General features: G+C 72.4%; 9 protein-coding genes and 3 pseudogenes. 6 read left to right on the plus strand and 6 right to left on the minus strand.

Annotated elements, in window-relative coordinates; all coding sequences use genetic code 11:
- The first annotated feature begins 86 nt into the window (after positions 1-86).
- From ACFYV5_RS30795 to ACFYV5_RS30805, 3 genes are all read left to right on the plus strand, one after another.
- On the plus strand, positions 87-2,216 hold the full coding sequence (locus ACFYV5_RS30795; protein WP_389173758.1) for a SpoIIE family protein phosphatase: 2,130 nt from the start codon (positions 87-89) through the stop codon (positions 2,214-2,216).
- A gap of 283 nt (positions 2,217-2,499) precedes the next feature.
- Entirely contained in the window at positions 2,500-2,712 is a 213-nt protein-coding gene (locus ACFYV5_RS30800) for a hypothetical protein (RefSeq protein WP_355112893.1), read from the plus strand.
- A gap of 7 nt (positions 2,713-2,719) precedes the next feature.
- On the plus strand, positions 2,720-4,180 hold the full coding sequence (locus ACFYV5_RS30805) for an aldehyde dehydrogenase family protein (protein ID WP_389173760.1): 1,461 nt from the start codon (positions 2,720-2,722) through the stop codon (positions 4,178-4,180).
- On the opposite strand, the gene ACFYV5_RS30810 is transcribed toward ACFYV5_RS30805, so the two are convergent.
- Positions 4,168-4,896 (minus strand): transporter substrate-binding domain-containing protein, encoded by a 729-nt coding sequence (locus ACFYV5_RS30810; protein ID WP_389173762.1) that lies wholly within the window; start codon positions 4,894-4,896, stop codon positions 4,168-4,170. The two genes, ACFYV5_RS30805 and ACFYV5_RS30810, sit on opposite strands and share 13 nt — an antisense overlap.
- 184 nt (positions 4,897-5,080) lie before the next feature.
- Here ACFYV5_RS30810 and ACFYV5_RS30815 point away from each other — a divergent pair, with 184 nt between their 5' ends.
- Positions 5,081-5,848, plus strand: coding sequence for an NPP1 family protein (locus ACFYV5_RS30815; protein ID WP_389173764.1), 768 nt, complete (start codon positions 5,081-5,083; stop codon positions 5,846-5,848).
- Between the two features lie 39 nt (positions 5,849-5,887).
- Here ACFYV5_RS30815 and ACFYV5_RS30820 read toward each other — a convergent pair whose 3' ends face one another.
- Positions 5,888-6,106 carry a DUF6296 family protein gene (locus tag ACFYV5_RS30820; protein ID WP_355113023.1) on the minus strand — a complete coding sequence of 73 codons (219 nt, stop codon included), beginning with the start codon at positions 6,104-6,106 and terminating at the stop codon, positions 5,888-5,890.
- A gap of 9 nt (positions 6,107-6,115) precedes the next feature.
- Positions 6,116-7,036 (minus strand): annotated as a pseudogene (locus ACFYV5_RS30825) (oxidoreductase); the annotation flags it as partial.
- A gap of 80 nt (positions 7,037-7,116) precedes the next feature.
- Between ACFYV5_RS30825 and ACFYV5_RS30830 the strand changes: the two are divergent.
- A complete protein-coding gene (locus ACFYV5_RS30830) occupies positions 7,117-7,749 on the plus strand; it encodes a TetR family transcriptional regulator (protein WP_389173766.1) in 633 nt (210 codons plus the stop codon).
- A gap of 4 nt (positions 7,750-7,753) precedes the next feature.
- Here ACFYV5_RS30830 and ACFYV5_RS30835 read toward each other — a convergent pair whose 3' ends face one another.
- On the minus strand, positions 7,754-8,374 hold the full coding sequence (locus ACFYV5_RS30835; RefSeq protein WP_389173768.1) for a TetR/AcrR family transcriptional regulator: 621 nt from the start codon (positions 8,372-8,374) through the stop codon (positions 7,754-7,756).
- 125 nt (positions 8,375-8,499) lie between these two features.
- On the minus strand, positions 8,500-10,578 hold the full coding sequence (locus ACFYV5_RS30840) for a discoidin domain-containing protein (protein WP_389173770.1): 2,079 nt from the start codon (positions 10,576-10,578) through the stop codon (positions 8,500-8,502).
- Between the two features lie 254 nt (positions 10,579-10,832).
- On the opposite strand from ACFYV5_RS30840, the pseudogene ACFYV5_RS30845 reads away from it, so the two are divergent.
- Positions 10,833-11,117, plus strand: a pseudogene (locus tag ACFYV5_RS30845) (NAD-dependent epimerase/dehydratase family protein); the annotation flags it as partial.
- Between the two features lie 4 nt (positions 11,118-11,121).
- Here ACFYV5_RS30845 and ACFYV5_RS30850 read toward each other — a convergent pair.
- Positions 11,122-12,232, minus strand: a pseudogene (locus ACFYV5_RS30850) (molybdopterin-dependent oxidoreductase); the annotation flags it as partial.
- Positions 12,233-13,119 lie beyond the last annotated feature (887 nt).

The raw sequence follows: 13,119 nt of genomic DNA on the forward strand, positions 1-13,119 counted from the left end.
CCGGCCTCTCCCTCCCTCGACCGGCGCGGCGAGCGGCCCGCGCGATAATGGGACGACACCGCGGGCTGTGAGGTGGGAGGTGCCTGGTGACCAGTACGGTCGGGCCGGCCAGTGTCACCGCGGGGATCGATGCCCTGCTCACGAAGGCGGTCCGACGCACCGGTGCCTCCATCGGCGCCGTCTACCTCCTCGATCGGGAGGCGCAGGTACTCCGCCTCGAGGCGCTCTGCGGGGCTCCGGCGGAATTCGCCGCCCCGTGGGCGAGGGTCTCGGCTGCCGCGCCGGCCCCGGTGGCCGAGGCCGTCCGCGAGGACCGGCTGGTCTGGGTCGGCAGCCAGCAGGAGATGGCCCGCTCCTACCCCCGTACCGCGGTGGCCCTCCCGTACCCCCTTGCCCTGGCAGCCGCCCCGATCACCGGCGCCCGCCCCTGGGGCTCGCTCCTCCTGCTCTGGCCGCCCTCCCGCCCGCCGCGGCTGACCCGGCGCGAGCGGGGCCGGATCACCTCCTGTTGCCGCCGTCTGGCCGAGCTGCTGGAACGGGCCGCCGAGGAGGGCAGACCCTTCTCCTACGCGGACGTGCCCCGCGTCCTTCCCGTGGACGTCCCACGCCCGCCCCCGAGCCCGGCGCAGGCGATCGCGGACTTCGCCGAGCGCCTGCCTGGCGGCAGCTGCGCGCTGGACCTGGACGGCCACATCACCTACCTGAGCTCCGGAGCCGCCGAACTTCTCGGCAGCGATGCCGAGGCCCTGCTGGGGACGCTGCCGTGGCTGTCCCTGCCCTGGCTCGACGACCCCACCTACGAGGACCGCTACCGCGCCGCCGTCATCAGCCGCGAGCCCGTCTCCTTCACGGCCTGCCGCCCGCCGGACCGGTGGCTGGACTTCCACCTCTACCCGGACGCCGGCGGTGTGAGCGTCCGGATCGTGCCCGTCGGCGGAGCGCCCCCCGCGGCCCCCGCCCCAGGGAACCGGACGGCCACCACCACCGCCCCGGCCCGCGCCGGTCAGCTCTACCAGCTCATGCACCTGGCCGCGGGCCTCACCGAGGTCGTCGGGGTGCAGGACGTCGTGGATCTGGTCGCCGACCAGATCATGCCCGCCTTCGGCGCGGAGGGCCTGACGCTGTCCACGGTCGACTCCGGACGCCTGCGGATCACCGGCCACCGCGGCTACCCCACCGAGGTCATCGAGCGCCTGGACGGCCTGCCCGTCGACACCACCTTCACCCCCGCCGGGCAAGCGCTCTCCAGCGGTATCCCCTCGTTCTTCGCCGACCCCGAGGAGATGCGGCGGATCTACCCCGAGGCGGCGCCCCTCAGCGGAAAGAAGGCGTGGGCGTTCCTGCCCCTGATCATCTCCGGCAGGCCCGTGGGCTGCTGCGTCCTGTCGTACAACCGGCCGCACACGTTCTCCGCCGAGGAACGCACCGTCATGACCTCGCTCGCCGGCCTCATCGCGCAGGCCCTCGACCGCGCCCGGCTCTACGACACCAAGCACCAGCTCGCCCACGGACTCCAGCAGGCGCTGCTGCCCCACCGCCTTCCGGCCGTGCCCGGCCTCGACGTCGCCGCCCGCTACCTGCCCGCCACACAGGGCATGGACATCGGCGGCGATTTCTACGACCTGATCCGGCTCGGCGACACGGCCGCCGCGGCCGTCATCGGCGACGTCCAGGGACACAACGTCGCCGCCGCCGCGCTGATGGGCCAGGTCCGCACCGGCGTGCACGCCCACGCGACCCTCGGCGAGCCCCCCGACCAGCTGCTCTCGGCCACCAACCGGCTGCTCACCGACCTGGACCCGGGCCTGTTCACCAGTTGCCTCTATGCCCAGTTCGACTTCGCCCGGCGCCGCGTGAGCCTCGCCAGCGCGGGCCATCCGCCGCCCCTGGTGCGCCACCCCGACGGCCGTACCGCACCGCTCGACGTGACGCCGGGTCCCCTCCTCGGCGTCGTCCCCGGAGCCGAATACCCGGTCACCGAGATTCCGCTCACCGCCGGACTGGTCCTCCTGCTCTACACCGACGGTCTCGTCGAGAGACCGGGCACCGACTTCGACGACTCCCTCGCCGAACTCGCGGGTCGACTCGCCGCGGCGGACGACGAGGACCTGGACCTCCTCCTCGACGCCCTCCTACGGCAGGCCCACCCGGCCGGGCAGCGTACGGACGACATCGCCCTGCTCGTCCTGAGGAGCCGTACCGAACCCGCGGCCTGAGCGAACCACCCGCCTGACCGGCACCCTGACCGCGCCCCTCACCGGCACCCCACCGGCACCCTGCCGACCGAACCCCGACCGGGCCCTGACCGTACCCCTCACCCTGCCCCTGACCCCGCCCCTGACCGGGCCCTGACCGTACCCCCGACCCCGCCCCTGACCGGGCCTTTCACCCGCCGTGGTGGGCCGGTCGGTCGACTCCGGATCCCCGACGAGCCGCGCCGTGAGGCGAGCGGACGGCGCGCGGGTCAGGATGGAACGGCCGTCACGACGAGGAGCCGCCATGTCCGATCGACCGACCCACCAGGACCCCGCCGCCCAGCCGGCCCGCGCACTCGGGGAGAGCGTGTTCCGGGAGAGCGAGGCCGACGCCTCGCCCGGCCAGGGGTACCCCGTCCGCTGCATGACCGCAGGGGACTACTGGTACGACCGCGGCCCGAACGGCGCGGGGTCCACCGCGCCGTTCGGACCGTACGCGCCGCAGGGCTCGGAGTAACCGCACGGTGGGCGTCACACGTGAGCTGCTGATCGGCGGGCGGGAGACGCCCGCCGCCTCCGGACGCACCACGGAGGACCGCGACCCCTACACCGGAGAGGTGTACGCGACCGTGGCCGCCGCCGGCCCCGAGGACGTCACCCGGGCGGTCGACGCCGCCCACGAGGCATTCCCCGCATGGGCGGCGCTCGCCCCCTTCGCCCGCCGCGCGATCTTCCTCAGGGCGGCCGACCTCCTCGACGCCAGGAGCGAGGAGGCCGCCACCCTGATGGCCCACGAGACCGGCGGCACGCGCGCGTGGGCGTACTTCAACGTGGCGCTCGCCGCGAACATCCTGCGCGAGGCCGCCGCCGCGGTCACCGCGCCCCGCGGCGAGGTGCTCAGCGCCCAGCAGGAGGGCACGCTCGGCCTCGCGGTACGCGAACCGCTCGGCGTCGTCGCCGCGTTCGCGCCCTGGAACGCGCCGCTCATCCTCGGCGTACGGGCCGTCGCCGCGCCCCTGGCCGCGGGCAACACGGTCGTGGCCAAACCGAGCGAGAACGCGCCCATCGCCGCCGGGTACTTCGTGGCCGACGTGCTGCGTGAGGCCGGGCTGCCCGACGGCGTCCTCAACGTGGTGACCAACGCGGTCGAGGACGCGGCCGAGATCGCCGAGGCGCTGATCGCCGATCCCCGGGTACGCGCGGTCGACTTCACCGGCTCGACCCGCACGGGCCGTGTCATCGGCGAGCACGCCGCGCGGCACCTCAAGCCCGCGGTCCTCGAACTCGGCGGCAAGAACTCCGTGATCGTCCTCGACGACGCCGACGTGGACTACGCGGTCGAGGCGGCCGCGTTCGGCGTCTTCATGAACGCGGGCCAGATCTGTATGTCCGGCGACCGCGTCCTCGTCCACGAGCGCGTCGCCGAGGAGTTCACGCGACGGTTCACCGCCAAGGCGGCGGCGCTCCCGACCGGTGACCCGGGCCATCCGCACACCGTCGTCGGCCCGTTGGTGAGCACGGCCGCGGCCCGGCGGGTCGCCGCGCTCGTCCAGGACGCGGTCGCCGCGGGCGCCACCGTGCTCACCGGGGGAGGGGAGCCGCGGGGCGCGGTGCACCCGCCGACCGTACTGAGCGGTGTGACCCGGGAGATGGAGCTCTACCACACCGAGATCTTCGGACCCGTGTGCGTGATCGCCACCTTCGCCGACGACGCCACGGCCGTCGCCCTGGCCAACGACACCGAGAACGGCCTGACCTGCGGCATCATCACCGAGAACGCCACTCACGGACTGGCGGTCGCCCGCCGTGTCCACTCCGGCATCGTGCACGTCAACAACCAGTCCGTCGCGGACGAGCCCCACGCGCCCTTCGGTGGCGTCAAGGCATCCGGCTACGGCCGCTTCGGCGGGCGCTGGGGCATCGAGTCCTTCTCCAACACCCGCTGGGTCACCATCGCCGACCGGCAGGCCCGTTACCCCTTCTGAGGGGGCGCGACGAGCGCCTCGGACTGGTGCGCGCGCCGCAGCGCGTCGGCGACGAACCCGCCGGCCTTCAGCTCCTCGACGAGGTCCGACAGGAACCGGACCGTCTCCGGCCGCCGGGACAGAGTCGTTCCCACGGCCTGCCGGATCTCCATGAACCGCTCGTCGATCAGCCGGAGCCCGGGATCGGACGCGACGTACGCCGTCATGGGCTGCCTGATGCCGGCCGCGACCTCCAGGCCCTCAGAGCGGAAGACGTCGACGCCCTCCTCCCCGCGTACGACGGACGCGTGGCGCAGGGTGCGTGAGAGGAAGAGGTCGTAGGCGGACCCTTTCTTCACACCGATCCGGACACCCTCATGGTCGATGTCGGCGACCGTGGTGAAGGCCGAGTCCCGGGGCACCGCGAACACCCCCTCGATCACCACGTACGGCGGGGTGAAGGCGACCTCGGCCTCCCGCGCGGGGTCGACGGCCAGGAAGCAGAGGTCGGCCCGGCCCGTCGCCATCGCCTCGTACGACCTGCGTGCCGCGTCGAAGCAGACGAGCTCGACCGGCACTCCCAGCCGCGCGCCGATCTCCCGCGCGAGGTCGACCGTGACCCCGGCCGGGGAGTCGGGGGTGCCCTGCGCCAGGACCGGATTGCCCAGGTTGACCGACGCCCGCAGTACGCCGGTGGGAGCCAGGTCCTCGGTGATGTCAGCCGTCGCGCTCGTCATGCAGCGGAGTCTAGGTCGTGTCCGGGACGGCTCGCGGCGAGGGCTCGCCCGTCCTTCATCGCCCGGCCATGGCGGCGTCTTCCACGGTTCGCAGGGGTACGACATGACTGATCTGGGCATGTCAATCGCGTCGCCCATCGCGTTACCCCGTTGCCCTGTGTGGCGGTCCGTCAGGAGGACACAAGTGAAGACGAGTTCGCGCATCCGCAGGGTCGCGCTCACTCTGGGCAGCAGCATCGCGCTGGTCGTCGCCGTTCCGGGCAGCGCCCTCGCCGCGCCGCCCACGGCGCTGCCCGCGTCGGCGGACGGGCTGGAGCAGACCTTCCAGCCCGCCTACGACTACGACACCGACGGCTGCTACCCCACGCCGGCCATCGGTTCGGACGGGACGATCAACGGCGGCCTCAACCCGTCCGGGGCCCTCAACGGCCAGTGCCGGGACTCCTGGGACCTGGACAACACCAACGGGTACGCGCGGGCGAAGTGCAACAACGGCTGGTGTGCCGTCCTGTACGGCCTCTACTTCGAGAAGGACCAGGCCGTGGCGGGCAGCGGGCTCGGCGGCCACCGCCACGACTGGGAGCACGTCGTGGTGTGGGTGCAGAACAACGAGGCCCGGTACGTCTCCACCTCCGCGCACGGAAACTTCGACGTCCACGGCCGGGACCGCATCCGGTGGGACGGGACGCATCCCAAGATCGTCTATCACAAGGACGGTCTGGGTACGCACTGCTTCCGGCCCGCCAACTCCCAGGACGAGCCGCCGGAGAACCACGACCGCCAGTGGCAGTTCCCGGCCCTGGTCGGCTGGAACGGATATCCCGGCGGGCTCCGCGACAAGCTCAGTCAGGCCGACTTCGGCAGCGCCGTCTTCGGCCTGAAGGACGGCAACTTCGCCGCCCATCTGCAGAAGGCGAAGCCGGCGGGCATTCCGTTCGACCCCTACGCCTGACCGGCGCCTGCCGCCCGGCACCCGCCGCCCGGCGGAAGGTCATGGCACGGGGACGGCGCGCGCGGGTACGTCGTGGGTCTGGTGGCCGCCACTGGCCAGTATCCGCACATGGCCCTGCTCGTCGATCTCGGCCTGCACGATGCCGGTCTCGTCGGCGTACACGGGGTGCCCGCCGGCGCCCTTGCGGTCCGTACGGGCGACCACGATGGAGTCGCCCGACACCGGGAATGTCAGCTCGTAGCGTTCGACGCTTTCCATGCGCCCTTTATAGGGGAACCGCACGTCCGTCAGCTGTTCCGACACCTCCCACAGGCGGCGGCCGGTCCCGGCGTCCGTCGCCCCGGAGGACAGCCGCACCCGCGTCGGCCCTCCGCGCAGTTCACCGGGGCCGTCGGGTCCGATGAACGCGCCGCCCTCCACGCTCGGGTCGGTCGCCGCGTACAGCTGCGGCAGCGCGCCTCGGTCGGGGTGCTGGGCGAGCGGCTTGAGCAGGCGGCCGAAGACCAGTCGCACCAGCCCGACCGGCACGCTCGTCTGCAGCCCCGTGGCCGTGTAGCCGGGATGGGCGAGCACGCTCCGCACGGGGCTGCCCGCCTCGCCCAGCCGTCGGTGGAGCTCGTGGCCGAAGACGGCGTTGGCGAGCTTCGACTGGTCGTAGAAGGACATGGGCGAGTAGCCGCGCTCGCCGGCCAGGTCGTCGAAGCGGATGCGGGCCTTGCGGTGGTTGACGGAGCTCACCGTCACCACCCGGGGATCGTCGCCGAGGGCCAGCAGGTCGAGCAGCAGTCCGGTCAGCGCGAAGTGGCCGAGGTGGTTGGACGCGAACTGCAGCTCGTGCCCCTGGGCGCTCAGGGTCCGCGGCGGCGCCATCACGCCGGCGTTGTTGACGAGCACGTCCAGACGGGGATGGTCGCCGCGCAGCCGGGTGGCGAACGCGCGGACCGAGTCGAGGTCGGCGAGGTCGAGGCGGCGCACCTCCAGACGCGCGCCCGGATGCTCGGCGGTGATCTCCGCGACCGCCCGGTGGCCCTTCGTCTCGTCCCGTACGCCCAGGATCACATGCCCGCCACGCCGTGCGAGGGCTCGCGTGGTCGCCAGACCGAGGCCGCTGTTGGCTCCGGTGACGAGGAAGACCCGCCCGGTCTGGTCCGGGATCCGGTCGGCGGTCCAGTGCTGATGATCTGTCATACGGCACACGCTGCCTCGTGTGGCACCAAGTGTCAAGACGCGCCTGAGTGTCATGAAGGTCATCGGGTTACCATGGCCGGGTGAGTACCCGCCCTGAAGTGAGCCTGGCCCAGCGCAAACGGCAGCTCGTCGCCGACGAGTTGACCGAAGCGGCACTCCAACTGCTGGCGGTGAAGGGGTTCGACGCGGTGACCGTCGACGAGATCGTCGCCACGGCCGGAGTGTCCAAGCGGACCTTCTTCCGCTACTTCGCGTCCAAAGAGGACGTGGTCGTCCAGTTCCTGGCCGAGATGGGCACCGGCATCCGCACCGAACTGGCCGCCCGCCCCGCCGACGAACCCGCCTCCATCGCCCTCCGGCACGCGGTCTCGGTCCCCGTCCTCGCCTGCACCGACCACCCCGACCACACCGAGCGCGCCCTGCGCGTGGTCCGGCTGATCCTCCGCACCCCCGCCCTGCACGGACGCTTCCTGGAGCGCCGGTCGCAGTGGGCCGACGACCTGACGGAGGAACTGGCCAAGCGCCTGGGGCGCGACCCTGACGCCGACCTCTACCCCCGGCTCGCCGCCGGGATGGCACTCACGGCCTTCGACGTCACCCTCCGCAGATGGAGCGCCGGAGACGACGCCGACGAACCCGCCGAGAACCCCACGGACCTGCTCGACCACGCCTTCGCACTCATCGCCCCCGCATTGGACGCGAAGAAGCCTTGATCGGCTACGGCGCTGGACGCTGGGACGCGCCGTCGCCGGCCAGAGCCGCGACCTGGTCGGTGATCAGGTCCAGGATCGTCGCCGAGGTCTCCGGGTCGTGGCCCAGCACGAGGAAGTTCAGGGTCAGTCCGTCGGTCACGGCGGCCAGGTAGCGGGCCAGGACCGGGACCGGGACCCGGAGTTCGAGGCCCATGACGGCGCTGACCTCCTCGATGAGGCCGTGGTAGATCTCGGCGTACCGCTCGTGCTGACGGCGCGCCAGGGGCTCGAACCCGGGGGTGCGCAGGGCGTACTGGGTGAGTTCGTACGTGAGCATGTGCTCACCGGGGTGGGCGCGGACGTGGTCCCAGTAGGCGTCGAAGCCGGCCCGGATCGTCTCCCGGAACGTGTCCCGCGGGCGCAGCGCCTCCTTCACGACCCCCACGTAATGGTCCGTGATCGTCGTGATCACGGACTCGAGCAGCGCCTGCTTGGAGTCGAAGCAGTAGTGGAACACGCTCAACGACACGCCCGCCTCGGCGGCGATGGACCGGGTCGTCGTCCTCGGGACGCCGTCCCGCGTCATCGCGCGGATCGCGGCCTCGGTCAGCTGCCGGCGCCGTTCGGCGAGCGGCCTGCGGGACATACGGTGCATCCTTTCGGTTCTCCGGTCGGTCGCCCCGGGGGAGCGGCGCGCGGGCCGGGCGGGGTGGATCCGATCGGATCCACCCCGCCCGGCCCGAAGAACGGCCCTGCCTCGTCCGCCGCGTCTCAGCCGCTGTAGACGCCCACCTCGCGGAGCGAGTACCCCCAGTCCGTGGCGCGCTGCACCCCATGGATCCGGACGTACCGGGCGGTGGTGCCGGAGAACCGGGCCGTGTCGAGGCCGCCGTCACCGGCCTCGGTGGACCAGACGGTACGCCACGCGGCGCCGTCGTCGGACACCTCGATGCGGTACGCCCTGCCGTACGCCCGCTCCCAGTCGAGCGTGACCCGCTTGAACAGCCGCGGCGCCCCGAGGTCGATCCGCAGCCACTGTCCCTCCTTCCACTCACTCGCCCAGCGGGTGCCCTGGTCGCCGTCCACCGCCCGGCCGGGCGCGTAGGTGACGAACGGGTTCCACCACTCCGTGGTGGAGGCGGAGGCCGCCGCACCCGAGGCCAGATTCACCCCGGCGCGGTGCCGCTCGGAGGCGCCCCAGGTGTCGAGGTAGGACTCGGCGCCGCGGAACAGGTCGTCCACCACGTCCTGCCCGCCGACCAGCCGGATGTCCTCGATCCAGTCCGGTACGAGGCCGTTGTGCGCCGCGCCGTCGGTGTTGAGGTCCCAGGTCCGCTGCCCCGTCGTCTGCCGGTCGACGACGGAGCCTCCGTCGGCCGTGCGGAACGGGTACCGCACCGGGTTGGGGGTGTCCGTGCCGCGCGGTCCCGGCCAGCCGCCGACGCCGTTCATGTCGGTGCCGTAGCCGTATCCGACGCCGTACTTCTCGCGCAGAGCGTCCGTCCGCCGCGCCTCCGCGCTGAACCCCTCGGCGCCGTGCATGTACTGGGCGATGAACCCGCCGAGCCCGTAGACCCGCTCGGTCCAGTTCAGGTCCATCCAGCTGTGCGAGGAGAGCACGCCCGGGTACGACTCGGACTCCAGGATGTCCAGCGCCCGGCCCGTGGCCTTGACACTCATGTGGTCGATCTCGAGCATCATCTTGCGCTGCATCATGCCGCGCACGGCGTACTCACCGAGTTCGGTGAGCCCCCGGGTGTTGCACCGCGCGTCGGAGGCGTACGCCGGAACCGTCACGCCCGCCGGAAGCTCCTTCTCCGCCGTGGGCGCCGCCGCGAGCCCGATCGGGTTGTCGTGCTGCGGGCCGGTGCACTTCTCCGTCTTCCAGAAGGTCCCGGTCGACAGGAACTGGCCCACGTTGATGGCCGTGCCCAGCGCCCCCTCGTCGAAGCGGACGCCGCACAGGGCGTTGTCGAACTTGTGGCAGAGGAACATGCTGCGGACACCCAGCCGGTGGAGTTCGTCCAGGCCGCGGTCGATGTCGGCCCGGTCGCACTGCGCGACGTCCAGGATCTGCTTGCAGCCGAAGGGCTCCGAGGTCTCGACGCCGAGGACGACGGCCAGCTTGCCCTGCTCGATGACCTCGCGGGCCTGCCCGGCGTCGGTGACGATCCGGAACCAGCCCTTGCCCGGCCCGCCGAACATCGTGTCGATGTAGTCCTGCATCTCGTATGTCTTGCGGGCCTGCAGACGGATGGACGTCATCTCGTCGCAGCCGCGGTCCTTGAAGAAGTAGACCGAGCAGATGACGCCGTTGGTGACCAGGTCGTTCACGAGCACCCGCTGGCCGCCGCGCCAGGCCCGCTCCACCCAGGCGTAGTAGTTCTGCTGGTGGGTCAGCGAGTCATGGGCGGGCCAGTCCTCGAACGTCGGCCAGCCGTCCGGGTCGTGCCGGCCGTCGCCGCCCTTGGTGATGAAGTCGAAAACCGCGAGCGAGCCGTCGGGGTAGTGCTCGGGGCAGTCCTTGAGGGCGTCGGCGATGCCCAGCTCGGAGAAGGTCTTGCCACAGATCAGCCGGCCACCGAAGGCCTCGTTCGACATCAGGTGGTTGTGCGCGTCGACGAAACCGCGCACCTCGCCCCGGGCGTTCGTGCCCTTGAAGGGTTCGCCCGTGACGTTGATCGCGGAGTCGGGCTGTGGTCGGGCGACGGGATTCCACCAACTGTCGTCGGCGGCGGATCCGGGCGCGGGGCCGAGCAGCACGGCCATCGTGGCGAGGAGCAGCGACAGCACGGCCAGGGCCCTGCGCCTGCGAGGTGGGGAGCTGTGTGGGGGGCGCGTCTGGGACATCACTCACGTCCTCGGTCGGCTCGGGCGGCTCGGTGGACTCGGCGGCGAACGGTGTGCCCGCTACTTGTCATGTACCGCACTCAAGGTGTCTCGAGAATCCCGACTGCGGCGAGTGGAGTCAAGAGTCCGGGACACCTGACCTGATGGCTCGTCGGACCGGCGCCCGTCACGCGCCGCCGCGCCGGACCTGACGAATCCGTGACGTCGGCGCGCGCGACCGCACCGGGCGCCGCACGCTCCGTACGGGGGGCGGCATGCGTGTACTTGTGACGGGCGGCGCGGGCTTCATCGAATCGCACATCGTCGAGGCCCTCGTGGCCAGCGGCCATGAACCCGTCGTCCTGGACGGCCTCCTGCCCACCGCCCACGACGGCCCCACCGCCTACGACCGTCCCACCGCCCGGCCCATCGTGGCTGGAGCCGGAGCGGAGTTCCTGCGCGGAGACGTACGGGACGGCCCGGCGGTACGGCGCGCGCTGCGCGGGGTGCGCGCCGTGTGTCACCAGGCATCCATGGTCGGTCTCGGCAAGGACTTCGCCCACACACACCCGGCCGGTTCGGCGCGATGATCCGCGCGGGGAAACCATGGTCGAGGGAGAGTACCTGCCCGTTCAGACGGAGAGCGAGCAGGGTCAGCGGATCCTCCGCGTACGTCGCGCCCATCTCCATCACCCGGTAGGCACCCTCCCGCTCCAGGGACACCACCCGTACCCGCGACCGCGGCGGCGCCCCGGCACGCTCCAGCAGATCCCGGATCCGTACGCCGGTCCAGCGGGCCTCCACGCTCCAGCCCTCCACACAGGCGATCGGCAGCCGCACCTCGACCTGTGGCAGCGCGTGCAGTTCCGCCGGCATCAGCTCGTACGGCTTCGGCCCGGCCACCGTGAGCCGCGCGGCGCGCGCGGACCGCGTGGTCACACCGGCGGCCGCCGCCGTACGGTTGACGGGCAGTCCCTGAACGCCGTGGTCCGGGTGACGCGGCGCCAGCAGGTCGAGTTCCTTCAGCGGCGTGAACGACTGGCCGACCGTGGTCAGGGTGACCGCCCCGACCCCGGCCGCGATGCCCGTGAGCAGGGACCGCCGGTCCGGCTCGTCCTCGGCCGGCAGTTCCAGCGTCCCGGCCGACCGGCGCCCCAGTGGGAGCGGATCTCGGGCCACTTGACGGTGATGTGGAGCAGGAGCGCCCCGATCAGGAGCCAGGCCACGGCGAAGTGCACGGGCACGAAGGAGAACGGCCACGGGTACCACTCGGCGGTGTTCAGCAGCCCGGTGAAGAGCTGGAAGACACCGGCCCCGACGAGGACCGCCACGGAGAGGCGCTCCAGCGCGTGCCGTACCGACCGCAGGGCCGGAGAGACGAACAGCCTCGGGTAGACGGACCACAACTTCGCCATCAGCAGCGGGATCGCCGCGATGCCGCTCGCCACGTGCAGCCCCTGGGTGAGGCGGTAGCCCCAGGTCGGCCGGCTCGGCAGCACATCGACGAGCCAGTCCGGTGACGCTGCAGATAGTGGCTGATCACCCCGGTGACGAAGCAGATCGCGACGGCGAGTCCGAGCCGGCGGCCGATCGAGGTCGCCGTCCTCGCGTCGTGGAGGCGGCCGCGGAAGGAGGGGAGGGGAGGCGGCGCGATGCGCGGTGTCATGCCTCCCATCACACCGCTCGCGGGGCCGCGACGGGTGGAACGACTCCTTACGGAACACGGACGGCCGCCGCGCCGGACCGACGACCGGCCCGGACGGCTGCCACCCTGCGGGATGTGATCAGTCCTCGCACCGCGCTCGCCGGCGGGCTCCTGGCCGCGCTCACCACGGTTCTGGCGGGCACCGTCCGCCACGACGCCGCCGGGCTGTCCTGGTGGTACGCCGCTTCCTGGGCGCTGTTCGCCGCCGCGGCCCTTGCGCTGCGGAAGGTGCCGGGCCGTCAGGTGACGGTCCTGCTCCTCGCGGGCTCCGCCGCGGTCGCGGCCACCGGCCTGGTGGCACCGCCGCGCACCAGCACGGACGCGTACCGGTACGCGTGGGACGGCCGGGTTCAGGCGGCGGGCATCTCGCCCTACGACCACGCGCCCGCCGACCCGGAACTCGCCCCGCTGCGCGTCGACTGGCTGTTCCCGCACGGCGCGACCTGCCAGGACCCGGACCTGACGCGCCTCCCGGCCGCGACACACAGCCCGCTCCCCGCGCGTCCCAGCCGCGATGCACGGCTCGCACTCGACGCGCCTCCCGGCCACATCACACGGCCCGCACTCGGCACCCCGCCCACCACGCCTTCCGCCTCCCTTCCCGGCACGCCTCCCGGACGGTGCAGACCCCCCGCACCCGACCGAGTCGGCGCCCGCGCACGGCCACGCCCCCTGCACCCGGCTCAACCGCCCCGCCGTGCACACCATCTATCCCCCGCTCGCGGAGTCGTACTTCCACGGCGTGTACCTGCTCGCCCCCGAGGGCACGCGCCTGAAGCCGTTTCAGATCGGCGGAGCCCTGCTTTCCGTCGCCGTCACCGCCGCCCTGCTGCTGATCCTGCGCCGCCGCGGCGACC

This window comes from Streptomyces sp. NPDC003035 (assembly GCF_042888285.1).
Classification (GTDB): Bacteria; Actinomycetota; Actinomycetes; order Streptomycetales; family Streptomycetaceae; genus Streptomyces.